This window comes from Chloroflexota bacterium, assembly GCA_020161265.1.
GTDB lineage: Bacteria > Chloroflexota > Chloroflexia > Chloroflexales > Herpetosiphonaceae > Herpetosiphon.
In genome coordinates, this window is record JAIUOC010000007.1 from 118660 (window position 1) to 144612 (window position 25953).

Sequence of the window (25953 nt, forward strand, 5' to 3'; positions counted from 1 at the left end):
AGGATACCCCTGATGAACACACGACCACAAGCCCCGCAATCAAGCGCCCATGAACCAAACACGCGCACATTTGGCCACGATTGGCAGACCGATTTTAGCCGTCAGCTGGTTGATTATCGCGAGTTCACGCTGGGCAATCCACGACGCGATGGTATTCCACCGATCGATCAGCCGCAATTTGAGTCGATTGATCAAGCCAATGGTTGGCTCAGCCCTGATGATCCTGTTTTAGTCGTATCCAACCAGCAGCACATCACAATCTACCCGCTGCAAATCTTGATGTGGCATGAAATTGTGAACGATTGGCTTGGCCAGCTGCCAATTGCCGTGACCTTTTGCCCATTATGCAATATTGGTGTTGTGTTCGAGCGCCAAATTGCCGACCAACGATTAACCTTTGGCGTTTCAGGTTTGCTACGCAAAAGTGATTTAGTAATGTGGGACCGGCAAACCGAATCGTTGTGGCAACAAGCAACGGGCTTGGGTTTGGTTGGCCATTTTGCCGGAAGCCAACTCCAAATGCTGCCAAGCCTCTTGGTTGCATGGCAGATTGCCCGTGAGCAAACCCCGACCAGCCGTGTGCTATCGCGTCAAACTGGCTTTCGGCGCAGCTATGGCCAAAATCCTTATATTGCCTACGATCAACAAACCACTCCATGGCTACTACAACAACGCCCCAATCCTCAACTACCAGCGCTGGAACGGGTGGTTGGTTTGGTGCTTGGTAACGCTGCGCTCGCTTATCCCTTCAGTATTTTAGCACGTCGGCTGGTGATTAACGATCACTATCTGGATACTTCGATCGCAATTTTCTATCAAGCAGGCATGGCTTCGGCGGTCGATGCTGCCACCATCGCCCAATCGCATGCAACTGGAATGGGCACGGCTTGGCTGCGCCAATTAGATGGCATGCTGCTGAGCTTTGAATGGCGTGAGCAAGCGATTTACGACCACCAAACCAACAGTCGTTGGGATATTAGCGGGCGAGCGCTAGCAGGCCCACTGCAAGGGCGACAACTTAGCCCAATTATTCATGGCAACCATTTTTGGTTTGCCTTCGCAGCATTGATTGGTGAGCAAACCCAAACCCTGCGGCTCTACTCCGATATTGATGCGCTGGATACGGTTTGATTACGCTCACACCCTATGCTTACCGCAGTGAAACCTTTGGAGGAAAATTAATGGCTATTTCGCTCAAAATACTTAGCGGTTTGCTCATGGCAGCGCTGTTGATCACCATCATGCAGCATCCCAAAGCTCAAGCAGTTCCAGCCGCCACAATTGAGTTTGATCCGGTGGTAACTTATCCCACAACCGGCAGCGGGGCATTTGTGGCAACTGGCGATTTCAATCGCGATGGCGTGGCTGATCTCGCGGCAACCTCACGAGCCACCAATGAAATTAATGTGTTACTTGGCAATAGTGATGGCACATTTGCCGCAACCGTAGCTTATGCAACTGGCAATTTTCCAATCTCAGTCGCCGTAAGCGATGTCAACCACGATGGCAACGACGATTTGGCGGTGGTTAATTTTGGCTCAGCTTCGGTCTCGTTGTTGCTTGGAACAGGCACAGGCAGTTTCAACGCGGCAGTTAATCTGCCAACGGTTGGCGCACCAGAATCAATTCAAATTGCCGATCTGAATCGTGATGGTCACCCCGACCTAGTTGTTGGCGGATTAACAGCAACCAATAATGTTGGGGTTGCGCTTGGCAATGGTAGTGGCGGGTTCGCCAGTCCCTTGCTGAGCACAGTTGGCGGCGGGGGCTATGGCCTAACCGTGGCCGATTTTAACCACGACAATCGGATGGATGTAGCCAAAACGATCTATACCGACAAAGCTTTTACCGTTGGTTTCGGCAATGGCGCAGGCGGATTCACTGGCGCAATCAATTATCCATTGAGCGATCTTCCCTATGGCATCGTGCATGGCGATTGGAACCACGATGGCAACCGCGATTTGGCAATCGTGATCCGCCCGCCAACCAATCAGGTCGCGGTAGTATTTGGCAGTGCCACTGGTAGTTTCGGCACACCAACCTACTATCCAGTTGGCCCAACCCCCGAATGGCTCACCGCCAGCGATCTTGATAACGATGGCAACCTCGATCTCGCGGTGGCGACGATCAGCGGCAATGTGTGGGTCTTGCAAGGCAGCAGTAACGGCATATTTCATGACGCAGGCTCATTTAGCGGGGCATTTGTGCCACGGGCGGTTGCCGCTGCCGATTTCAACCGCGATGGCCGCAACGATGTAGTCACCAGCAACGAAGGTGCAATCGTTGGGGTTTTGCTGAACCGCAGCGATAGCCAATGTGGTGGCGTTGGCTTTAGCGCAACGACCACAGCGATTGGAGCCGAAACCTTAGTTGGCAGCACCACCAGCGATATGAATAACGATGGTGATCTCGATTTGGTAATCGCCAACCCAAGCACCAACAGCATCATTATTCGCTATGATAATGGCACTGGCTCGTTTAGCAGCGCCATCAGTATCAGCCTTGGGCTGCAACCATCCGATGTAGCGGTGGGTGATATCAACCGCGATGGCCGCAACGATTTGATTGTGGCCGCCTTTTTGGCCAATCAAGCGCTTGTGCTGCTGAATAATGGCGCTGGAAATTTCACCACCACCAGCTATCCAACGCCCTTTAATCCAGTGGAAATAACAATTGCCGATTTCAATAACGATGGCAGCCCTGATTTTGCCAGCGCCAACTACAATGCCAATTCGATTAGCGTGCGCATGGGCAATGGCAGCGGTGCTTTTGGTGCGGCAACTGATTATGCAAGCGACGCGCATCCCTTCAAACTCACCAGTGTTGACCTTGATCGCGATGGCGCGATCGATCTGGCGTGGGTTAATTATGTGGCGAATACCCTGAGCGTTCGCTTGAACAATGGCAATGGCACGTTTGACCCAACCATCAACACGGCGGTTGGGGTTGGCCCAACCTCGGTGAGCTTTGGCGATTGGAATCGTGATGGCATTGCCGATGCAGCGGTCACCAATCGTAGCGCCCACACACTTTCGATTTTGCGCGGCACAGGCACAGGAGCATTCAGCGTTACCGCCACCATGCCCAGTAATCTGTTGCCGATGGATGTCTTGAGCCACGATTTCAATCTTGATGGGCGGCTCGATTTAGCGGTATCGTATACCTCAGAATCAAGTGTCACGATTGCCCGTGGCAATGGCGATGGAACCTTTGCTGCGCTCAGTGGTTTTGGCCCACGGGTTGCCAACCGCGGCTTAAGTGCTGGCGACTTTAATCACGATGGCAAGATCGATCTGGCGGGAGCTAATTATCTCTCGAACACCTTGGTCGTGCTGTTGAATAGTTGTCCAGCTGCGCCACCACCAACCCCAACCCCCAGCATAACCCCAACACCGAGCGCCAGCAGTCAACGATCGGCCTATCTGCCCCTAGTCTCGCTACGTCAAATCAGCGTTTTGGCAACGCTCAATGATCAAGCGATTCCGATTCGCCCAATCACTGTCCAAGGCGAAACCTACTATACAACCACGATTCAGCTTGCCACAAGCCTACCACCAGGCGGCAAATTCTATTTTTCATCATCACCACAGAGCATTCAGCCAATCCAGGTTGATGATGAACTGGTGGTGCGAATCAACGGCCAAGTGCAATTTAGCCAGATCGCTACAACGCCAGTAATCGTGGAAATTCCCCGTGCGACGCTTGAAACGTGGGTAGGTCAACCGCTTGAAATTGCCTTTCGCGATGTCTATGGATCGCTGGTTGGCAGTAGTCCCATTTGGCTCATTTGGGTTCCTTAGCGAGATGTCGCTTCCATATTTGATCCACGAAGCAGCCGAAGGACGAAACCACGAAGAGCACGAAGGCTGTTTTTAGCCACGAATTGCACGAATTATTCTTCCGATAGCTCACAGCCTAGAATATCGCTTTGTAGAAACAAGCAAGGGGTCAGGAATGCAGGCTTTGCTTAAACCTGATCCCTGACCCCTAACAACTGGACCCTAAATTTTAGCGATTGACCATAATCACCGGAGCATAGATTGTGGTGTTAATTGCCCACTTGTAAACACTACCTGAACAGAGATCGGTCGATTTCGAGCCTGTGCCATCATCATCGGTAGCAACTCGTAAGTTAGCGCTCAACGGCGCATTGGCCCAAGTATAGTTGAGCGTGCGTGAAGTCCCCACTGCCAACGGCTGATCAAGCACAAAGGTTTGCAGCACTGTATTGCCGTGATACAAGCTCAATGGCATACCAGTTGGAATTGCGAGGTTGCCGCTAGCATTCTCCAAAATAATACTGATTTGCTGGTTTTGCTGCCCAACCCGCACCAACAAACCATTATCGCGACACATTGCATACAATACAACTTCATCGCAGCCTTGGCCTTGATTATCGTCGGTCACGCAAACCTTGGTCGTGTAGTTGCCAATTGCGCTAAAGCCATGGCTAGCACTGGTACTAGTCACTTGAGCCGCCAACGGAATCGTATCGATCGATCCGTCGCCCCAATCGATGCTGGCGGTTTTGGTGTCATTGGCAAATGGGTCGGTCAAAGCCAAATCGAGGGTAAATTGTTGATCGTAGCGTTGGAACTGATCAGGTCCAGCTGCGACGGTTGGCGCAACGTTGAGGATTAGCACTGTGCCATTGACAATCGTTTCAGCGCCATCATCATCAAGAATCTTGACCGCGACTGGGCGAGTGGTGGTTCCGTCAAACGAGCGAGCATCGAAACGGGTGATCGCAGTGGTCGAATCGTCAAATGCGCCATCATTATCGAGATCCCAAGCAACGGTCAATGGATCATACTCATTGCCAGCATCGTCGATCATCAGTGCCAAAATCCCGAATTCGCCTTCGTTGACTACCAGCGTGTTAGTAAAGATGCCGCTTGGAGCCAGATTCGTCACAGCTACATCGACACTGGTTGCCGTTACCTCATTGGCTTCATCGGCAATCACAAAGGCCTCAACACTAATTGGCGTACCAGCATCATCCTCAGGGTAGAGAATGCCAACCGTTGCAGTTAATGTTGCACCTGGCTCAAGCGTCAATGCTTCGGGCACATCCAACACATTGCCAATCCGCAGATCAACAATATCGGCCTCATCGGGCAAATCAAGCTCAATCTGCAGATTATTGGCGGTTGCTGAGCCTTGATTGACAATCGTCAAGAGATATTCAACAACTTCACCTTCGTTGATGGCTGTGCGATTTGGCGCAATTGTCATGCTCAAATCAGCGACCGCCACAACTTCGGCGAAACTATACACCGAGTTATTGATCAAATCTTGGTCATATGAATCGCTATCAACTGCCACCAAGGTTTCGAGGTAGTCACGTTGATTTGCCCCAACCGCCAGCTGAATCGCGAAGGTTTCAACCTGATCAACGCTCATCACGCCAACCTCGCAGCGCACCAACTCAGCCTCTTGGATACAGCCAACTGCCGCTGATGTAAGGCTGGTTCCGGCTGGCAAGTAGAACTCGACCACCACATTTGCTGCATCCGAAGGGCCAGTATTAGTGATTGTCGCGGTCAAGGTAGTCAATTCGCCAGCATTCACCACTTGATCATAATCTACAGTCAAGGCTAAATCCGATAAACGTTCGACGGTAAAAGCCAACTCACCAAAATTATCGATCGCCGAGGTTTCGCTATGAATCGCTGTATCGTAAATCAGCAACTCGCTGGTATGCGAGATGAGCGTGCCTTCGGCAACCTCAGGCTCGACCTGCCAAGTCAGGGTTGTGGCGCTATTTTGGCTGCCAGCCGCCATATCACCAAGGCTACAATTGAGGGTTGTCGTAGCGCCATTCGTCGCAACCCCACAGCCATCAGGGTCATCCAACGTGACGAGGCTGTTGGCCAACATTCGATCGATCACGGCAACATCAAGCGCTGGATTCAAGCTAATATTCTTGGGAGCAAGCGTATAACTATAGCTTTCGCCCGCCACGATATAGCCACCAATCAAGCCTTCGTAGCCCATCACCAAATCGGTAGCCATGGCATTCGCTTCAACCGTGACATACAACGGCAAGGTTTGGGTATAGCCCTCGCTGCTGGCATGCAGCAACACTTCATAGGTGCCAGGTGCTGTATCAATTAATGCGCTCAGTTCAAGGTTGACCAATTGGCCAACTTCAGCCGTGGCACTCGACAAACTGACAAAGAACAATGCTTCGTCGGCAGGTTCTTCGATGCTGAATTCGATTGGCGAATCCCATTCGTTGCCATCAATGGTCAAAACGTAGGGTGCGCCAACTTCATGCGGTCGGGCGGCTTGATCCTCAGCGACTTCGATATAGAAGCCAGTGACCGCCAAGGTCAGGGTTTTGGTGTAGGCATGCTCGTTATCAAAGGCCAACAAGGTGATTGGATAGTCGCCATACTCCAGATCGATCGTATCAGTCAAGATCAGGCGGGTTTGTTCGCCTGGCATAAAGCTGGGTCGGGTAAATGACCAATCGACTCCAAACGGCATATCCAGTACATCAACGAAAATTTCATCCTGTTCGCTGAATTGATAGGTCGCATCAATCGCAACGCTGGTGCTATTGAAGTTGGTCAAGGTCAAAGCATCAACGCTGGTGCGCAGCGTAAAGTTTGGCTCATTCAACACCACCGGAATATCGAGATAGTGCTCGGTTCCATTCGATAGCGCCACCAAGGTGACGGTGTAGGTGTCGCCAAGCAAACTAGCGGCAGGCGTGAGTACCACACTCGATTGCACGCCAGCCAAGGTTGGAGTTACGATTGGCGTGGTGATATGGGCCGCGAAACCTTCAGGCAAATTAGCGACTTCAATAAATACTTGCTCTGGATATGGATTGATGTTCGAAGCGATCGTTAAGTTGCTTGTACCCGCTACCCCCGCATCCAAGGTTAATTCGGTTGGGTTGGCCGTGATGCTGAATGGTGCAACCAATGGGGTAGCCGTAACGGGCGCAGCCTTCGAAGTTCGGCCAGTACCCGAATCGTAGCCAATTATCGTTAGTTCATAGTTTTCACCCGCATTCAAGCCAGTAATCGTTTGTGATAAAGCATCGCCAACATCAACAATGTAGCTATCTTCATCAAATTGATCAGCTTCATTGCGCACGTGAATTTCATAGCCATCAACGTCAGGATCAGGGTGCTTCGTCCAAGCCACATCCAAACTGCCATAACTTGGGGTAATCACGCTGGTGGTTGTCCATGTTGGTTCCCAAGCGTGCAACACGCTTACCGTGTTCGGGAAATAGTGGCGGCTTGGTGGATTCTGGCCGTCGTTGACTTCGAGCCACAGATTGTAAACCCCACTCTTGAGCGAGGAAAGATCGAGCGTTTCGTCAGCATTTTGCAAGCCTTCGGCATAATCGAAGCTGACCAAGGGATAACCACTAAACTTGGTCACCGTACCAACATCGACCGTAATCGTTTCGGTCGCCATAATCCCATCGGGGCGCATAAAATTGTTGGTTTTGGTATAGCTAGCGGTGTCAGTAATCGTATCTTGGCTGGCATAAATCGTCGCCGTCGAAGTAAATGGCGTGCTCTGCGTCCAAGCCAAATCGACGAGATTATTGCCATCGTTCTGGTTGGTTACGGCCAAATTACTAATCGGCGGGCCATAAATCGTGCCGCTGACATTGATAATAAAATCATAGGCAGGAGCGCGATTCAACACCAACTTCCATTCACCAAGTGCAGCATTAGTCACATTCAGGCTAGTTTGCAGCATTGGTGGTGCAGCAGCGTTACCTTGATGGGTAATTGGGTCGCGAATATCGCGTGGGTCAACCAAGGTCTCGCTGAAATTCAGATTACCAGCTGCGTTGCTGCCAGTCATTCGCAAGCCATCGGGGCGCACTAAGCTCACTTGAATATCGGTATCATAGCTCAAGCGCAACATATTGATCATCAAGTCGCCGGGGCGGGTCATTTCGACGGTACTGATAATAATTTCTTGGTTGTTGAAACTATAATCGTTGAACAACGCTAGATCTTCAGCATTCAAACTAGCACGATTGAGTTGCTGTTGAGCATTCAGATCATGCAAATATTTGGCGCGGCGCAGCGATGGCGCATCGATCAAACGATAATCATCAACATTGCCCACGCTAAATCGGCCACTGGTATCGACGTAAATTCCATAGTTGGCTCCGGCAATATTAACGCTGGCTTTGAAGCCCCAAGCATCACCATTGCCACGCTTGAACTTGCCAAACTCCATACCTGCGCCAAAAAATAGGTCGCTGCCTGGAAGCGTCAAACACACATCTTGATCATCAAAGGGCCATGGCATCCAGATCCGCCAGCAACGATCAACCAATGCGCCGCGTTTAACCCCAACCTCGCCATAGATCCGCCCAACCAAGTTGAACGCACCATCTTTGGTCCAAGCGGTCAATTTCATATTGCCACGGGCAATCACGGCGTTGATATTCATTTCGGCGGTAAACAGGAAGGGCACCGCGCCATCGGTAAAGCGCATCTTGGCACTGGCCCGTGCTGCCTCGAACATCGAGAAAATTTTCATCGATGCGCCGATGCCAATCTCAAATTTATAGGGATTTTTGACATATTCCATAGACATATTGCCATCAGCAGTCACGGCGCGGAAGCTGCCAATCCCCATTTTGCTCTCAATGGTGGCGCTCATTTCGATTTTGGTCACATTGCTGGTTAGAGTAACCGTGCCCGAAATCCGCGTGAGATCAAAGCCGCTTGCGCCCAAAGGAATCGTACATTTGAGCACAACCCCAACTTTGCGCAATTGGAATTCGTTCAGCGCATCCGCCGAAGCAGGCGCGATCCGCATTGCGACAGTTTGATTGCTGCCAGCAAAAATTTCGACGCTCACACCTAAGCCGCTACAGCCAGCGCCACCCGAATTGGGCAACTTCAACTCACCACCAGCAGCGATGATCCAGCCGTTGCCTTCCTTCTTGAGCGTGCCTTCGAGGGTTAGCGACATATCGCCAACTTTAATTTCGGGCAATTTGAACGAGCCACCACCGATCGAAAAACCTTCTTTGGATATTTCGATGTTATAGACCGAAACTGATAGCCCGCCCCATTCTTTGGGAATCGCAAACGTCGCCTCACGCGCCTTAAGCGTGCCATTTTCGATGCTAGCCTCTTTGATCGCCAACTTCATGCCAGCAATCGTCAACTCGAAACTATCAACATCGCCAGTAACCTTGCCATCTTTATCGATCCGCACAAGGCCTTCAGCTTCGGCAGTTTGCGAGGCGAGGGTAATTGAAACTTTGCCAGCAAACACAAAACTATACGATTTATCCTGCTTGAAATCGAGGCCGAGCGTGCCAGAAATTGTGACCGAATTGGTTGGACTAGGCTCGCCATTCTCTTTACCAATCGTAAATTTAACCGGAATTTTGACCGCAGCATCGCCAAACGAGAGGCCATTTTCGTCAATTACTACTTTAGTTAATGCAATTTGGGTGCGCCCAAGAATTGGCGGCAAGGTCAAACTGGCCGAGTTGGTTGAAAAGCGTTGGGTATTGAACTCAACATTTTTCAATTCAAGCTTAGAGCTAGCAACCGTCAGGGTTAATTCTTTGAGTTTGCCCGAGAATTTGCCCTTTTTATCCCATTTGGCGGCAAATTTAGTTTCCATTTCGCTGCTTTTGATCAGCACCTTGAGCGTGCCTTCAATCTCTAGCTCCATGGCTGGGCTGGTAATTGGGTTGGTTACGACAAATTTAACTTTATTTTTGGTGAAACGAATACTCTCGCCAAGCCCAAAATCAGGCAAATCGGTGGCAATTGCGCCTTCGCCAATCGCAAAGCCTTGCTTGGTAATTGAAACTTTTTTGACCGTGATCGTTAGTTTTTTATCTTCTTTATTCTTATCGCCTTCCTTAGGCGCGGTTGGTGGATTTGCCCCAGGGTCGGGGGGCGCATCCTTTTTCTCAGATGGGAAGGTGATCGTAAAGCTCGCTTCGCTGACTTTCAAGCCAGCATTGCTAATCTCAACTTCTTTCATTTCTAAATCGTGGCCGGCAATTTTCAACTTTAGCTCTTTGATTGTGCCTTTAACATTACCTTTCCAGTCGATTTTCAATTCGACCGGAATTTTGCGATGATTATCGGCAACATGCAAATCGAGGGTACTATCAATTTGCAGGCTAAAGCCATCTTTGCTGTCGTACATAATCGTGGCCGAGTTTTTGATAAACGAAATTGCTGGTGTATAAGCTCCAGTTTCGCTCAGCGCCACTGATTGCGCCAATAAACTGGTCGGCGTAAGCGGGTTTGTGGCCGTAATTGGCTTGCCCAAGGGATAAATATTGGGCAGCGGAATTTTGACCCCAACCCCACCAAAGTTGATCGAGTTCGAGGTTACTTCGATCTCCGAAATAATTCCAGTTAGCTCACCAAGTTCCTTAGGCATAGTCAAAAGAGCTTGCTTAACTTTAATTTTATCGCCGCTGAAGGTTGCATTTTTAACTTTAACCTTCAAGCCTGCAAAATACATTTCAAATTCGTTGATTTTGGCTTCACCCTTCCCTCCAGGCTTGATCACTCCCGTCACGCGCAAGGTATTTTTCTTGACCGTCCCAGAAACAGGATTCGTTCCAGTAATCGGGTTCGTACCCGTCAAAATGCTGCTTGGCTGCAACAAATTGGTAGTGGTCATATTTGCAGTTGGAGTCAAGGTTGAGGTAGTGGTAATCGCAGGCAACGAAACTTTGAGTTCAGTCATAAAGCCCGCTTCGCCCGATAAAATCGCCACATCGCTGATCACGGCGCTGCCTAAAAGCTGGAAGCCCGCCAACTGCTTAATGGTTGGGGTAATCGTGGGGCTTGGCTTGATGAATGGCTTATCTTTAGTTACGTCAATCGTAAAATCCCCCTTGAACAAAGGAAAATTTTCTTGAATTTGGGCAACGTTACCATAGGTTTCAATAATGGTTGGCGTGCCCACAGCATCCCATTTAATTTTATCGTTGGGGCCAAGCCGAAGATGATAGGTATATTTGCCATCTTTTTTAAAGCCTATTTCAACCGCGCCACTGGCCTCGGTCTGACCAAAGATTGTTGTAAATTCCTCGGCGGCAATCACAATCTTGCCAACATCTTGTTGGGTACGATTGCTTGAAGTAACGTTGGTACTAATTTTAGCGGTGGCAGGTTTGGTATCGGGGTTGACGATAAAAGTATCTTTGACCGTCAGTGTACTAACCAAAACCCCATTGCCTTTCATCTGCACCGGCACTCGATAGGTTTTGCTTTGGTTGACATTCAAATTCCCTACCGCACACACCAGTTGTTCGCCATCTTTTAATACACAATCATTAACTGAGCCTTGCAACATGCCGTTGGCTGGCAAACGCTGGCTCAGCTCAACCAAGGAAGCCGCTTGACCGCCAGTGTTGCTAACAGTCACAGTATAGGTAATGATTTCATCAAAACTGGTTTGCAGTGGTGCAGTCGCGGTAACCACCAACTTGGCATGTGGCGTTTGCACTGGGTTATTCAAAGCCACTTGGGGCTGAATTCGCAAGTCACTAAATTCAGCTTCAGCTTGTTGACTGGGCAAGTTGGCCAAAAATTGGCTGGTAGCAGGGTGACTTGGAATAAAGGTTGGCGATTTAAGCTTAACTGGGCTACTGGGGAGCGCTGGCACAACCACCATTTCAGCTGGGTCAAGCGCTGGTTGGGCGGCTACTTCAACCACAGCAGCACTTGGAGCAAGCGCTGAATCTGGAGCCACAATAGGCATTTGGGCTGCCGCCAAGGCATCAAATTCTTGGGCAAACAAGCGTGGGTCGCCATCAGGGCGGGCGGTCATTTGCCACGTTGCGCCGATCGCTGCTTGGTTGCTCTGCCACAAATAGGCATCATCCTGAATTGCCGAACTCTGCGCCGGATCAAGGCTGCTTGGCTGCATCGGCAAGCCTAAAGCTGCGCGATTCAAATAATAGCTAATTTGCTCCTCGATCGCTTGATCGCCTGCGATTTCGGGCAAATTGCCATTAAACACATCTTGCACCGCTAACAAGGCAGCGGATTGGAACAAATCGGGATCAGCAGCAGCAACCCGTTGCAAATAGGGATCAAGTTGCTCATTACGGTCACGAATTAAACTCGTTGCTGGTGATTGTTGGGAAGTTGCTTGATCGCTCGGGGCAGCAGACGATGCATGCGGATAAACCAGCATTTGGCAGGCTAGCAGCAGAATCAAACTCATGCTCACGACCCGGGCAAGTTTACTAGTTTCGCGAATCATAGCAACCCCTTTATACAATTACCAAGCACACTCGCTAAAAAAGGCGCACTAAACTACCCAGCAAGCCTTGAAGCTGGCACTGAAGAAACAACCAAATAGTAGTGGAAGCAAGCTACACGATAAGCCCAAGCCCTAGACCTGCCTATAGGCTATTCGTCCTGTCGAACGATTTATCCCCCTTGGAATGGAACAGCACTATAATGAAGCGTGGACTAATGAGGCATAGCTAGTTGCAAGTATGGTATTTTAACCACTAGATTGAGGTATTGTGTATGTTTACGGTCGGCGAATTTGCCCGCATTGCCCAGGTTTCCAAGCGTTTTTTGCGCTACTACGATGAATTAGGCCTGTTTCCGCCAGCAAGTATCGACCACGCCAATGGCCGCCGCTACTACAGTGCTGAACAATTACCAGCCTTGAATCGAATTTTAGTGCTCAAAGATTTGGGCTTTTCGCTCGATCAAATTAAAGATCTTGCCCACGATCAGATCTCTGCCGACCATATGCAACAGCTCTTACGCCAGAAAAAAGCTGAAATCGAAGCTCATTTGCGCGAAGAAACCCAACGTATCCATCGAATTGAATCACGCTTGAATGCACTCAACGATTTCGACAAGCCGCTGAATGTGGTGCTCAAGCCAATGCCCAGTCAAAATGTGCTCAGCACCCGCATCGTCGCCGAAAATTTTGAATCAGGCTTGCAGGCAATTCAACAAATTCGCCAACACCTGCCAACCAGCAAACGCTATGGCTTGTGCTTTTGCATTTGCCAAGATAGCAATATCTCAATCTATGATATGGATTTGGAAATTGGCTGTTTTATTGAGCAAACTAAGCATGCCCCAATCAAAATTTCGCCACAGCTTGAATTGCAGTTCAATCAACATTCCGCCAGCGAACTGATGGCCACCAGCGTGGTACAAGGCCCACTTGAGCGAATTTTGACCAGCTACGAGCAAATTGGCCGTTGGGCCGAACTCAATGGCTATCGCCCAATCGGCATGCCACGCGAAATTTCGTTGCAACTGCCGCAAACCAACGATGCCAGCGATTTGCTGACCGAGGTGCAATTTCCGATCGAGCCAATTAAATGAGAAACCAATGAGAAGCTCAAAATAGGGCTTGCAGTTAACGTTACGTGAAGATTTAGACTACTCATGGATTTGATTTTTATCGAGGAAACCATCCATGACAGCTCAAAATCTGGTTTTGGTCACAGGTGGCACGGGCAAAACAGGCCAGCGAATTGTGGCTCGCTTGCAAGCGCAAGGCATCAAGCTACGCATTGGCTCGCGTTCAGCTAAGCCTAGTTTCGATTGGAATGATCAACAAACTTGGCCCGCCGCCTTAGCCGATGTGCAAAGTATCTACATCTGCTACCAACCTGATCTCGCTATTCCTGCGGCCAACGACACAATTCGGGCATTTTGCCAGTTGGCGGTAGCCAGCGGAGTTAAACACTTGGTGCTGCTATCGGGGCGCGGCGAACCAGAAGCCCAAGCCTGTGAACAAGTCGTGCAAACAGCAGGTGTAGCTTGGACGATTGTGCGGGCTGGCTGGTTTATGCAAAATTTCAGCGAATCGTTTTTTCACGAACCACTGCTCAATGGCCAAATCTTCTTGCCTGCCAGCGATGTCAAAGAGCCATTTATTGATGCCGATGATATTGCCGATGTAGCGGTAGCGGCCCTGACCAACGTTGAAAAGCATCAAGGCCAAGTTTATGAAATTACTGGGCCGCGCTTAATGACTTTTGCCGAAGCGATCAGCGAAATTGCCGAGGCTAATGGCCGCCCAATCGATTATCAGCCAATTCCGATCGAAGCCTATTTGGGAGCTTTGCGCGAACAACAATGGCCCGCCGACATGCTGTGGTTAGTCGAATATTTGTTTAGCCAAGTGCTTGATGGTCGTAATGCCTACACAACCGATGGAGTCGAACGCGCCTTAGGTCGCCAGCCCAACGATTTCAGCAACTTTGCCCGTGAGGCCGCAGCCCGTGGCGTTTGGCAGCTCACCAGTATCACTCGCTAGCTACTATTCAGGCCAATCCCTCGCTTCCTTTAAAAGCAGGCGAGGGCTTTTTAAGGAGTTTGCTATGGCTCATCAATCGATTCTGGTCACTTATGCGAGTCGCGGCGGGGCAACAATCGGCGTGGCCCAAGCAATCGCCAAGGTACTGACGATGCAGGGATCGCGGGTGACGCTCCTGCCAATGCAACAAGTTCCCGATCTGAGCAACTATCAGGCGGTTGTCGCAGGCAGCGCCATCCACAAAAATAATTGGCTGCCTGAGGCGCTAGCCTTTGTCAAAGACCATCAATCGGCGTTGCAAACCAAACCATTTGCGGCTTTTTTGACCTGCTTGGCCTTGGCAATGACCAAACAGCCTGAAAAAACCCGCACCGATGTGACCCAATGGCTGCAACCTGTGCGCAATTTGGTGCAGCCACGCAGCGAAGGTTTATTTGCGGGCGTGCTCGATTTAAGCAAAATTAGTTTGGGTTATCGAATGTTGTTTCGCGGCGCAATGCTGGTGCGCCGCTGGCGCGAGGGCGATTATCGCAACTGGCCGGCGATTGAGGCATGGGCCGCCACGCTACCAAGTCAGCTAACCTGAAAACCAAGAAGGGGTCAGAATGTTTATTTTTAACCACGAAGCAGGCGAAGAACACGAAGGGAAGAGGCTATGGGCTATCGGAACAATGTTTGATCCTGTGCCCTATAGCCTTCAGCCTAAAGCCTTCCTCTCTACACCACCGGATTAAGCAACTTATCTCATCCTCGATCAATGTTTAAGCCGTGGATCGAGGGCATCGCGCAAACCATCGCCAAGCAAATTAAAGCCCAGCACCGTCAGCATAATCGCAATCCCAGGAAACAAGGCATACCACCATTGGCCAGTGCCCACATATTCGCGGGCGGTCGAAAGCATCGAACCCCATTCAGGCCGTGGCGGTTGTGCGCCTAGCCCCAAAAAGCCCAAGGCTGCCACACTGGTAATCGATGAGGCCACACTCAAGGTCATTTGCACCAAAATTGGAGTTAAGCTGTTGGGCAAAATATGCCGCATCAACATACGCATTCGGCTGACCCCAACCGCTTCGGCAGCATGAATATACTCTTGATTGCGCACACTCAACACCGCAGCTCGGGCAATTCGCCCAAAAATTGGAATTTCGACGACTGCCACCGCCAACATCGCATTGAACAACGGCGGATCAAAAATCGTTTGCAAAATTGGCAGTTCAGTAATTTGTTGGCTGAATTTATACGAAAACGATTCACGGTTATTGCTAATCGCGGTCAAAGCAATCGCTAAGAGAATCGAGGGAAACGCCAGCAAAATATCCATCAGCCAAGTGGCAACGGTATCAATAATGCCGCCGAAAAAGCCCGAAATTAAGCCCAACAACGAGCCAAAAATTACCGCCAATATCACCGCAAATGTGCCCACCGTTAGCGAAATCGGCGCACCATGCAAGACCCGAATAAAGATATCGCGGCCTAATTGATCGGTGCCGAATGGCCGTTCAAATCTGCCCCACGGAATATCTTTGCGGGCTTTGTCAATGCTTTTGCTAGCAGCATCCGCTCGTTCTTCGGCGGTCATCAACCATGATGGCGGTTGAAGTTTGTTAGCGGTATCGCGGTTAAGCGTCTGATCAAGTGGTTGCACCAAGGGCGTGATAATCGCAATTGCAAACAGAAAAGCACAAATCAGCATCCCCAAGCGGCCAACCGTGCTACTAAACAGCCGCCGCCGCGCATCACTCCAGAGCGAACGTGGCTTGCGCGAAAGTAACGCTTGATCGCTCGTTGGTTTATTGGTGATAGTTGGTTCAGTTGTCGCCATAATCAACCTTTACAAACAAGTTGCATTCACAACGCCGAGCAGCGTTACTTATATTGAATTCGGGGGTCAAAGAAGCGGTAGGAAATATCGACCAAGGTATTGATCAACACAAACACCAATGAGACAAACATCACGCCGCTTTGCACCACTGGATAATCGCGGGCCAAAATGCCATCAAGCAGCCAGCGCCCAATGCCTGGCCATGAAAACACTGTTTCAGTCAACACAGCGCCGCCCAACAAAAAGCCCAATTGCAGCCCGATCACCGTAATCACCGGAATCAAGGCATTACGCAAGCCGTGGCGCAAAATCGTAATCCGCGCCGATAAGCCCTTGGCGCGAGCAGTACGAATGTAATCTTGATACAGCACCTCAAGCATGGCCGAACGGGTCATGCGGGCGATGCTGGCAAGCGGCACAGTCGCCAAAGCGAGGCTGGGCATAATTAAATGTTTAAAGGCGTTCATGGTAATGTCGAAGCGTCCAAGCAAAAGGCCATCAAGCAAATACAGGCCAGTAATTGGCTCGAACGAGCCTTGCAAACTGGTATCAAGCCGCAAACTTGGGTCAAGCCATTTGAGCTTGACTGAAAAGAGGTATTGCATCATCAAACCCAACCAGAAGATCGGGATTGAAACACCGAGCAAGGCCACAATCATACTGCTAGCATCGATCCATGAGCCACGTTTGGTCGCGGCAACCACGCCTGTGGTCACCCCAACCACCACCGCAATCAACAAAGCACTGAGGGCTAACTCGATCGTTGCCGGAAAACGCTCCTTTAATTCTTTGGAGATCGCTTGGCGCGTTTTGATCGAATCGCCAAAATCGCCAGTAGCAAAATTGGTGATATAGGTCACATATTGGCTTTCAAAGATATTGCCGCTCTCAAAATTGAGAAACAAGGGGCGATCAAGTTTGAGTTTGGTGCGCAGGGCAGCGCGTTGTTCGGGGGTTGAGCGTTCACCGAGAATGATAATCGCTGGATCACCGGGGATTGTTCGCAGCAGGGTAAAAACCAAGAGCGAAATTCCAAGCAGGACGGGAATAATGCCAAGCAGCCGACGAAAAATATACCCAACCATGCATTCTTCCTTACTATACGCCGCTTGTTAGGTGCTAACAAGCGGCGTAGGCTCGGCTATTGGTTATTTCGTGATTGAGATCGGCGCGAATGATTCGCCACCAGTTGGATTTGGCACCCAGCCTTGCAAGGCTTTTTTAGCTGCCAACACTGGCGGAGCATGCACGATCGGAATCCGAGGCAAATCGGTGTTAATCAACTTGCCAGCTTCTTGGAACAGCCGAATCGACTCGGCGGGCGAGGAAGCACCACCAGCATCGGCCAGCAATTGCCAAACTTGTTCGTTACTATAACCAGCTTCGTCGGCGTTGCCTGGGCCAAAGTGGGTGAACAAGAAGTTGTTGGGGTCGCCGTAGTCGCCCGTCCAACCCAACATCACCATGCCGTTTTTCAGGCCAGCATCCCAGTTATCGAGATACACACCCCAATCTTCGGTTTTGAGTTCAACCTTGATCCCAACGTCAGAAAGTTGGGCGGCGTAGAGTTCGGCTACTGACTTAGCATCGGGGTAGTAAGGCCGTGAAACCGGCATGTACCACAATTCCAAGGGCAATTCGGTTCCATCGGTCAAGACCATGGTGCTAAAGCCATCGGCATAGCCAGCTTCGGCCAACAAGGCTTTGGCTTTTTCAGGGTCATAAGCATATGGTTCGAGGTCAGTCGCCCGATATTCAGCCAAGCCATCGGGCAAGAAGTCGTCGGCAATTGAGCCAACGCCACCATACGAGGCATCAAGAATTTCTTGTTTGTTGATGGCATAAGCAACCGCCTGACGAACCCGCACATCGTCAAAAGGCTTGTTGTTCATGTTCAACGACAAGTAGGCAATGTTGAATGGAGTTAAATCGACCACTTGCAAATCGGCGCTTGAAGCAATCTTATTGCGGCTATCAGCGCTCAAGTTGATGGTGAAATCAATTGTGCCAGCTTCAAGCTCGGCCAAACGTTGCGGTGCTTCAGCGATAAAGCGCACAACCACACCTGGCATTTTGGCCTTGTCGCCCCAATAATCTTCGTTGCGCACCAAGGTGATGCTTTGGCCAGCATCCCAGCGCTCAAACTTGAATGGGCCAGTCCCAACGCCACCAACTTCTGGTGAGCCATATTTTTCTTTGGCAGCCTTGACTGCTTCGGGCGATGAAATTCCGAAGTAGGAAGCGGCCAAATAGCTTGGCAACAACGGCACAGGCCGTGTCAACACAAACTTAACCGTGGTTGGGTCAACTGCCACAACTTCTTTGAAGGCACTGTTGGGGTCGCCAGCATAGCCCCCAAAAATGTCGGGCACGATGTTGTATTGCTTGCCTTCGGCGCGGAAGCCAAACTCAAAATCGGGCACAAACAAGCGCTGGAAGTTGAACACAACTGCATCAGCGTTAAAGTCGGTGCCATCAGAGAATTTAACCCCTTCGCGCAGGGTAAACGTCCACTCGGTTGCGTCGGCGTTTGGTTCCCACTTGGTTGCCAATTCGGGCACAACTTCCAACGTACCAGCTTTGAAGCCCAACAACGATTCTTGGATTTGGCGGGTTACAATCAAAGCCGTACCCGTGGTTGTATCCATCGAATCGAGTGAATCGGGCTCGCCCGAACCACCAAACACCAGATACTTATCAGCATCGCCCATGGTTGGTTCTTCGGTTGCAGCAGCGGCTTCGGTTGGTGTGGCTGCGGCGGTGTCATCTGTAGGAGCAGTAGTTGGGGCAGCAGTGGGTTCGCCACCAGTAGCGGGAGTTGAGCCAACAGTTGCGGTTGGAACGGCGGTTTCGCCACAGGCAGCTATCAACGGTATCATCAATACCAAGAGCAATAGCCAGCCAATCGAACGCTTACCTGGTTTACGGAAAGACATGAGACCTCCTTAAGCTATGCGTTCCTAAGATAGTCTTACTCTCGTCATCTCCACTGATACAGAGCGGTGCGGTTATCGTATTATAGGGCAAAATTCATGTGAGGTAAAATCTCATTAACTTAATTTAGCGCTAAACTGGCTCGTTTTTTAATATTTCTTCGGCTCCAGCAGCCTACTTACCGCTGTTTTGTCAAACCAGATCAGGCTTGAAGTAACGCTTCTTTTGTCAATTGATATACTGCTACGAGAAACTTACAGCGCTAGTTGTGATTTACCCAATTTAGCCTATAATACGGGTCAGTTACAACTAGGCACGGATTATTTAGAGCAAATTAGATTGCTCATCCTCAACTACTCCCTCATTAATTCTTTATCAGCCTTATCGAGGTATCAGGTATGCCGATCTATGTTGGACTTTTTCTGATCGCCTTTGCAACCCTGAGCGTAGAAATTTCGCTCTCACGGCTGCTAAGCGTTATGACATGGTATCATTTGGCCTTTTTCGCGGTTTCGACAGCGATGCTCGGCATGACTGCTGGAGCAACCACTGTCTATCTGCAACCAAGTCGATTTAGCCGCGAACGTTTGGCTGACTCCTCTGCCAAAGCCTCATTAGCCTATGCATGCGCCACGCCAATTATGTTGCTGATTCTTTGTCGAATCCCATTTGATACGGGTTCAACAATCCAACGGCTGTTGCAGATGGTGCTCGCAACCTTTGCCTGTTCCTTGCCATTTTACTTTTCAGGGATTGTGATTAGTGCGATCTTGACGAAATCGCCATTGCCAATCGGACGACTCTATGGCAGCGATCTCATCGGGGCTGCCTTGGGATGTTTGTTCGTTTTGGGGGGCTTAGCCTTCTTAGATGCCCCTAGTTTCATTTTGCTCTGTGGCGCAATTGGTGCGGTAGCGGCATTAAGTTTTGCCTGGAACAGTGCCTCATCACAGTTACGTAAGTTCTGCTATGGGATTGGTGCTCTTCTCATCCTCGCCGCAGGATTCAATCAAGCAACCGGCGCACTCATTCGCCCACTCTATGTTAAGGGCATGGCTGAAGATTCAAGCAACTTGCTTTTAGAAGAATGGAATTCATTCTCGCGGGTTGTCGTCTTTAATCAACAAAACGCCCACCTCGAATATTGGGGAGCCAGTCCAGTCGCACCCCAAAATCTATTACCCCAATATCTGATGAATATTGATGGAGCTGCGGGCACCTCAGTTCGCCAATTTTCATCACTCGCCGATATTGAGCACCTGAAATATGATGTGACCAATATGGTTTATTACTTGCGCCCACAAGGCTCGGCTGCGGTAATCGGGGTCGGGGGTGGTCGTGATATGCAAAGTGCGATCGTGTTTGGTCACGAGCAAGTCACTGGCATCGAACTCAACCCGATCTTTGTTGACTTGTTGCAAAATAGGTTTAAAGAATTCGCTGGACTCGCCAATCGGCCAGGTGTTTCCTTTGTGGTGGATGAGGCCCGTAGCTATCTTTCGCGGACTGACCAGCGCTATACAACCATTCAAATGTCATTGATCGATACGTGGGCCTCAACCGGAGCTGGAGCTTATTCACTCTCCGAAAATGGGCTTTATACGATTGAGGCCTGGCAGGTCTTCCTAGATCGCCTGACCGATGATGGTATTTTTACCGTCTCACGCTGGTATTCCTCGGATAATGTTGATGAGACAGGCCGGATTGTCAGTTTGGCGGTGGCCACCTTGCAACAGGCCGGAATCACCGATCCATCACGGCATATTGCCTTAATCGGTTCGGGCAAAGTTTCAACCTTGCTCTTGAGCCGCCAGCCATTTAGCGAACAAGATATTGCTCAATTACAACAAGTAACCACCGATTTACAGTATCGGCTGTTGATTATACCAGGCACGCCGCCAGAAAATGCGGTTTTGCGCAGCATTGTCGGGGTCACTTCGCCTGCGGCACTGATCGAGGCTGTACGCGATCAGCCATTAAATTACACGCCAACGACCGACGAAAACCCCTACTTTTTCAACATGTTGCGCTTAGATCGCATGGATGTGGCGTTGAATAAAACCTCGGTCGATAATGGGGTTATCGACGGGAATCTAACTGCAACCCTCACCTTGGTTGGCCTAATCGTTTGTCTCTTAATCTTCGCCGCGCTCACAATCGTCATGCCGCTCATCCTAAAGAGCCGTGCCAAAAATGTTGATTCTGGCAAAATTGTTTGGTCAGCGGCAGCCTATTTTTCGCTGATTGGTTCAGGGTTTATGTGCGTTGAAATCGCACTCATGCAGCGGCTCTCGGTGTTTTTGGGCCATCCCGTGTATGCCTTGGGTATTCTGCTCTTCACAATCATTGCCAGCACTGGCGTAGGTAGTTTTTTCAGCGAACGCTTGCCCCTAACCCGCAAACCTTGGATCTTCGTCATGCCAATCGTCACAGCGTTGGCAATTCTGATTATTCGTTTTGTGCTCTCAGAGGTGATCGCAGCAATGATTACCGCCCCAATGGCCACCAAGATTACCGTCTCGATCTTGCTGATGTTTCCTTTGGGCCTGCTGCTTGGCCTGTTCTTTCCAACGGGGATGCAACTGGTTCGGGCCAGTGGTGCGACTGAAACGCCTTGGTATTGGGCGCTCAATGGGATCTTTGGTGTGCTCTGCTCTGCGTTAGCGGTCTTGATCTCGATTTATTTCGCGATTTCAGTCAACTTTTATATCGGAGTAGCCTGCTATAGCCTGTTGGTAATCTGTCTGAACCATATGCGCAAGCTCAAAGAGGCAAATTCAAGCCTAGTCCAAGAAACGGCAAATTAAGCCTGCAATCGGCAATTGCCCCTCGCCAGCTGCGCTAAAAGCGTTGGCGAGGGGCAATTTAATAGTTACTCGTGGCGCAAGGCATCAATTGGGTTCAATTTGGCCGCCCGTTGAGCAGGGTAAATTCCAAAGAACAAGCCAACCCCCAACGAGAAGCCGATCGCGACTCCAACAGTTTGCAAATCAATTGGCGCATCGAGTAAGCCCATTTGGGTTACGACAATTGGAATAATGCTGCCAAGCATCAAGCCAATCATACCGCCGGTCATACTTAGCACCGCCGCCTCAACCACAAATTGCATCAAAATATGATGGCTGCGTGCGCCGACAGCCTTGCGCAAACCGATTTCGCGGGTACGCTCGGTCACACTCACCAACATAATATTCATAATCCCAATCCCGCCGACCAGCAGCGAAATCCCCGCTACCGCCGCCAAAAAGAGGGTCATCATCGAAGTGATCGTGGTGAGCGTTCCCAAAATTTCGGCTTGATTGATCACATTAAAATCATCAGCACTGCCGTCAAGTTTAAGATGATGGCGCTCACGTAGCAGCATGCTTACCCGCGATTGCAATGCATCAAGATCGCTAGCATTAATCGCCGAAAGTGTAATCGAGCCAACCCGATAGCCATTGCCATCAGGCGTGCGGGCGTTAAACAGGCGTTTCTGAGCGGTAGTAATCGGAATATAAGCCCGATCATCTTCCGAGCCAAAGGCGCTACCACCTTGCGGCGTAAGCACCCCCACCACGCGCAAACTTTGGTTGTTGATCCGCACGGTTTGGCCAACCGCTTGACCATTGCCAAATAAATCTTTGGCCAAGGTCGAACCCAACACGATCACCGTATTCGCGCCTTGCAAATGCTCCTCAGTGATAAAACTGCCTTGTTGCATGGTCAAGTTGTTGACCACTTGAAACGACGGAGTTATACCAACGATTTGGGCGCTTTTATCCGCCGATTTAGCGACAATTTGGGCATTCGAATTGAGCTGAGGAGCCACCCCAATCACTGGCAGTTGTAAAGCTTCAATCGCCCGCGCATCGTCCATCGTCAAGTTTTGGGCAGCAGTCGCATTGCCCGGCCCACGATTTTGCGAACCCGCCGAAATCGTCAGGACGTTCGTGCCAATTGCCTCAATTTCGCCAGTAATCGAAGCACTTGCCCCGTTGCCAAGCGCTAGCAGCGAAACCACCGAGGCTACCCCGATAATCACCCCCAACATTGTCAGCAACGAGCGCACTTTGTTGGCCAATAGGCTGCCAAACGAAATGCGCACTACTTCCCATAGGCTGCCAAAGCCACTTGAGCTAGCTTCAATCGGCTGAAATAGAATGTCGTCGCTGGCGGCGGGAGCGGGCGTGGGAACAGTTTGCACATCAAGCGTTGTCATTATTGCATCCTTTAATTACGCTGATCGCCAATCAACTGCCCATCGCGCATGGTCAGCACTCGCGCCGCATAGGCCGCTACATCATGTTCGTGGGTCACCAGCACCACCGTAATGCCTTGCTCACGATTCAAGCGCCGCAGCAATTCCATAATTTCGATGCTAGTTTTGCTATCCAACGCCCCGGTTGGCTCATCGGCCAAAATCACCGAAGGGCTACCAGCCAAGGCTCGTGCAATCGCCACCCGTTGTTGTTGGCCGCCGCTCAATTCGTTGGGGCGGTGATCAACCCGCTGGCCCATGCCTACCAAATTCAGAGCGGCCATGGCGCGGCGTTGGCGTTCAGCGCCCGCAACCCCACGATAGATCATCGGCATTTCGACGTTGCGCAAGGCCGATTGGCGCGGCAATAAATTGTATTGTTGAAAAATAAAACCCAATTTTTGCCCACGCACTAGCGCCAAATCGTTGCTCGAAAGCTGATCAACCGCCACGCCATCAAGCACATAGGTTCCTGAAGTTGGCGTATCCAAACAGCCGATCAAGTTCATAACTGTGCTTTTGCCGCTCCCGCTTGGCCCCATAATCGCTACAAAATCGCCCTTGTCGATGCTGAAACTCACGCCTTGCAGCGCTGCTACCAGCACATCACCCATTTGGTAGGTTTTGTGAATATCGCTCAAGTTGATCATTAGCGGCCTCCGCCGAATAACCCACCATTGCCACTATCCGAGGCGGCAGTTGGCACAGCAATGATCGTATCGCCTTCGTTCAAGCCGCTCAGCACTTCAGTAAACGAGCCATCACTAATACCAGTTACCACATCGACTTCACGCACGCCAGCACCATCGGGTACTTGCACCACCCGCCCGCTACCTTTGGGCAATAAGGCTGAATTTGGTACGAGCAGTACATCACTTTTCTCGATCAGAATAATATTGGTATTGACGGTCATGCCAACTTTAACCATTGGATCGTTGCTAGGCACGCTAATTTTGACCCGATAAATCACCACGCCGTTCGATACTTCGGCCACAGGCGAGATATAACTGACCGTACCCTCGGCACTCCAAGCATCAAGTGCATCAATTGTTAATTCAACTTTTTGATTCAACGTCACTAACGCCACATCAGTTTCGCTCAAATTCAGCTCTACATACAAACCACTACGATCAAGAATATGCATCACCACGCCGCTCGAAGGGCCACCAGGCACAATCGCAACTGAGGTGATCACGCCAGCAAATGGAGCACGCAAGGTTGCATTTTCATGTTGCAATTGCGCTTGTTTCAACGATTGCTCGCTTTGCGAAACGGCGGCTTCTTGAATCGCCAAATCAGTATCAGTTGGTGGTGCGGTCAGTTTATCAAGGTTGGCATTAGCTTGATCAACATTGGCTTGAGCTGCCGCGACATCAGCCGAAGTACCACCTTGGGTCAATTTGCGCAAATTGGCTTTGGCTTGGTCGAGGTTGGCTTGGGCTGCCGCGACATCATCAGCGGTTCCGCCTTGTTTGAGTTTATCAAGGTTAGCTTTGGCTTGGTCGAGCGAGGCCTCAGCTTGGGTAATTTCGAGCGCGGTCGCACCTTTGAGCACAGTTTGCAATTGCACCTCAGCATCACGCACTTTGGCCTCAGCATTGGCAATATCCAAGCCTTCTTGGGTTACGGCATTGTCATAGGCCAATTGAGCCGCGTCGAGCTTGGTTTGGGCATCTTGCTCATCGCGCACGGCATTGTTATAGCGATCAACATCGGTTTGATAACCAAAATCATCGGGCTTTTTCTTCCAATTACCATCAGCATCGTGGGTTTCCCAATACACTTGGCTCAGGCTGGTTTGGGCGTTACGCACCGCATTGGCCGCAGTATCGCGATCAAGAGCGGCTTGATTTTTGGCCTTCGAAGCATCAGATTTCACTTGCTCTAAGCTTGATTTAGCTTGATCAAGCGTGGCTTGGGCGCTGGAAACCTTTTCAGGTTTGGGGCCAGCCCGCAGATCATCAAGTTTGGCTTGGGCTGAACGAACTGAGGCTTCGGCATTGGCCAAATCAGCTGGCGTAGCGGTGCCATTTTTGGCTTTGCGCAATTGGGCTTCGGCGTTCGCAACACTGGCTTGAGCCGAAGCAATATCAGCGGCGGTAGCATTGCCAGTTACGGTCTTTTGCAAATTAGCCTTCGCATTATCAACGCTAGCTTGCGAAGCGGCCAAATCCTCTGGGCGAGCATTGCCCTCTTGGGTTTGGCGCAAACGAGCTTGGGCACTTTGCAAATTGGCTTCGGCAGAAAGCACACTTAATGCCAAATTACGATCATCAAGCTCAGCCAAAATCTGGCCTGCTACCACCTGTTGGCCTTCGCTGACCAAGACGGTACTGACAATTCCAGTCGTTTGAAAGGTAAGATCAAGGCTTTGCTTGGGATTAATCGTTCCGCTGCCAAGCACCGACGAAACCAAACGACCACGCTGAATCGTCGTGGTGGTGCTGGCCGAAACGGTTGAAGGGTCATCGCCACCAAAAACAAACGGCATTAAAACCAGTGCTAATAAAACCGCGCCGCCAATAACAAACCATTTATAGCCACGTTTTTTGGGCTGTACTGAGCTTTCAGCCATCGGAAATCTCCTTATACGACAATTTCTAGCTATACTGTAGTGAATTCCGGCGCGATCAGCATCGATCTTTATTTCGATCATTCATTCGCACGTTTTGGT

Annotated in this window: 13 protein-coding genes; 6 read left to right on the forward strand and 7 right to left on the reverse strand. The window is 50.3% G+C overall.

Going from position 1 to position 25953, the window contains the following annotated elements; all coding sequences use genetic code 11:
• Positions 1-12: 12 nt before the first annotated feature.
• Together LCH85_16670 and LCH85_16675 are read left to right on the forward strand one after the other, a co-directional pair.
• Positions 13-1131: a DUF3179 domain-containing protein gene (locus LCH85_16670; protein MCA0353627.1), complete on the forward strand. Its 1119-nt coding sequence runs from the start codon at positions 13-15 to the stop codon at positions 1129-1131.
• Positions 1132-1181: 50 nt separating this feature from the next.
• Complete coding sequence (locus tag LCH85_16675; GenBank protein ID MCA0353628.1) at positions 1182-3800, forward strand: VCBS repeat-containing protein; 2619 nt, start codon at positions 1182-1184, stop codon at positions 3798-3800.
• Between the two features lie 208 nt (positions 3801-4008).
• Here the strand turns inward: LCH85_16675 and LCH85_16680 are convergent, their stop codons facing one another.
• Complete coding sequence (locus LCH85_16680; GenBank protein MCA0353629.1) at positions 4009-12249, reverse strand: DUF11 domain-containing protein; 8241 nt, start codon at positions 12247-12249, stop codon at positions 4009-4011.
• A gap of 272 nt (positions 12250-12521) precedes the next feature.
• Here LCH85_16680 and LCH85_16685 point away from each other — a divergent pair, with 272 nt between their 5' ends.
• The 3 genes from LCH85_16685 to LCH85_16695 all read left to right on the forward strand — a co-directional run bounded on the left by LCH85_16685 (position 12522) and on the right by LCH85_16695 (position 14869).
• Positions 12522-13343, forward strand: coding sequence for a MerR family transcriptional regulator (locus LCH85_16685; protein MCA0353630.1), 822 nt, complete (start codon positions 12522-12524; stop codon positions 13341-13343).
• Positions 13344-13437: 94 nt separating this feature from the next.
• The gene (locus LCH85_16690; GenBank protein MCA0353631.1) at positions 13438-14283 is read left to right on the forward strand and encodes an NAD(P)H-binding protein; all 846 of its coding nucleotides are present in this window, start codon (positions 13438-13440) and stop codon (positions 14281-14283) included.
• A 64-nt stretch (positions 14284-14347) separates the two neighbouring features.
• On the forward strand, positions 14348-14869 hold the full coding sequence (locus LCH85_16695; GenBank protein ID MCA0353632.1) for a flavodoxin domain-containing protein: 522 nt from the start codon (positions 14348-14350) through the stop codon (positions 14867-14869).
• A gap of 168 nt (positions 14870-15037) precedes the next feature.
• Here the strand turns inward: LCH85_16695 and LCH85_16700 are convergent, their stop codons facing one another.
• The 3 genes from LCH85_16700 to LCH85_16710 all read right to left on the reverse strand — a co-directional run bounded on the left by LCH85_16700 (position 15038) and on the right by LCH85_16710 (position 19041).
• Positions 15038-16105, reverse strand: coding sequence for an ABC transporter permease (locus LCH85_16700; protein ID MCA0353633.1), 1068 nt, complete (start codon positions 16103-16105; stop codon positions 15038-15040).
• A 44-nt stretch (positions 16106-16149) separates the two neighbouring features.
• The gene (locus tag LCH85_16705) at positions 16150-17190 is read right to left on the reverse strand and encodes an ABC transporter permease (GenBank protein ID MCA0353634.1); all 1041 of its coding nucleotides are present in this window, start codon (positions 17188-17190) and stop codon (positions 16150-16152) included.
• A gap of 63 nt (positions 17191-17253) precedes the next feature.
• The gene (locus LCH85_16710) at positions 17254-19041 is read right to left on the reverse strand and encodes an ABC transporter substrate-binding protein (GenBank protein MCA0353635.1); all 1788 of its coding nucleotides are present in this window, start codon (positions 19039-19041) and stop codon (positions 17254-17256) included.
• Positions 19042-19437: 396 nt separating this feature from the next.
• On the opposite strand from LCH85_16710, the gene LCH85_16715 reads away from it, so the two are divergent.
• Positions 19438-21846: a hypothetical protein gene (locus tag LCH85_16715; GenBank protein MCA0353636.1), complete on the forward strand. Its 2409-nt coding sequence runs from the start codon at positions 19438-19440 to the stop codon at positions 21844-21846.
• Positions 21847-21911: 65 nt separating this feature from the next.
• On the opposite strand, the gene LCH85_16720 is transcribed toward LCH85_16715, so the two are convergent.
• Genes LCH85_16720 through LCH85_16730 form a run of 3 tightly spaced genes read right to left on the reverse strand, consistent with a single transcriptional unit; the run spans position 21912 to position 25854 of the window.
• Positions 21912-23240: an ABC transporter permease gene (locus LCH85_16720; GenBank protein MCA0353637.1), complete on the reverse strand. Its 1329-nt coding sequence runs from the start codon at positions 23238-23240 to the stop codon at positions 21912-21914.
• Between the two features lie 11 nt (positions 23241-23251).
• Positions 23252-23929, reverse strand: a complete 678-nt coding sequence (locus tag LCH85_16725) for an ABC transporter ATP-binding protein (protein ID MCA0353638.1) — start codon at positions 23927-23929, stop codon at positions 23252-23254.
• Positions 23929-25854 carry an efflux RND transporter periplasmic adaptor subunit gene (locus LCH85_16730; protein MCA0353639.1) on the reverse strand — a complete coding sequence of 642 codons (1926 nt, stop codon included), beginning with the start codon at positions 25852-25854 and terminating at the stop codon, positions 23929-23931. The genes LCH85_16725 and LCH85_16730 overlap by 1 nt, the downstream gene beginning before the upstream one ends.
• Positions 25855-25953 lie beyond the last annotated feature (99 nt).

Coding starts and splice junctions, on each gene's coding strand:
- LCH85_16670 (MCA0353627.1), top strand. CDS start 13: ATGAACACACGACCACAAGCCCCGCAATCAAGCGCCCATGAACCAAAC.
- LCH85_16675 (MCA0353628.1), top strand. CDS start 1,182: ATGGCTATTTCGCTCAAAATACTTAGCGGTTTGCTCATGGCAGCGCTG.
- LCH85_16680 (MCA0353629.1), bottom strand. CDS start 12,249: ATGATTCGCGAAACTAGTAAACTTGCCCGGGTCGTGAGCATGAGTTTG.
- LCH85_16685 (MCA0353630.1), top strand. CDS start 12,522: ATGTTTACGGTCGGCGAATTTGCCCGCATTGCCCAGGTTTCCAAGCGT.
- LCH85_16690 (MCA0353631.1), top strand. CDS start 13,438: ATGACAGCTCAAAATCTGGTTTTGGTCACAGGTGGCACGGGCAAAACA.
- LCH85_16695 (MCA0353632.1), top strand. CDS start 14,348: ATGGCTCATCAATCGATTCTGGTCACTTATGCGAGTCGCGGCGGGGCA.
- LCH85_16700 (MCA0353633.1), bottom strand. CDS start 16,105: ATGGCGACAACTGAACCAACTATCACCAATAAACCAACGAGCGATCAA.
- LCH85_16705 (MCA0353634.1), bottom strand. CDS start 17,190: ATGGTTGGGTATATTTTTCGTCGGCTGCTTGGCATTATTCCCGTCCTG.
- LCH85_16710 (MCA0353635.1), bottom strand. CDS start 19,041: ATGTCTTTCCGTAAACCAGGTAAGCGTTCGATTGGCTGGCTATTGCTC.
- LCH85_16715 (MCA0353636.1), top strand. CDS start 19,438: ATGCCGATCTATGTTGGACTTTTTCTGATCGCCTTTGCAACCCTGAGC.
- LCH85_16720 (MCA0353637.1), bottom strand. CDS start 23,240: ATGACAACGCTTGATGTGCAAACTGTTCCCACGCCCGCTCCCGCCGCC.
- LCH85_16725 (MCA0353638.1), bottom strand. CDS start 23,929: ATGATCAACTTGAGCGATATTCACAAAACCTACCAAATGGGTGATGTG.
- LCH85_16730 (MCA0353639.1), bottom strand. CDS start 25,854: ATGGCTGAAAGCTCAGTACAGCCCAAAAAACGTGGCTATAAATGGTTT.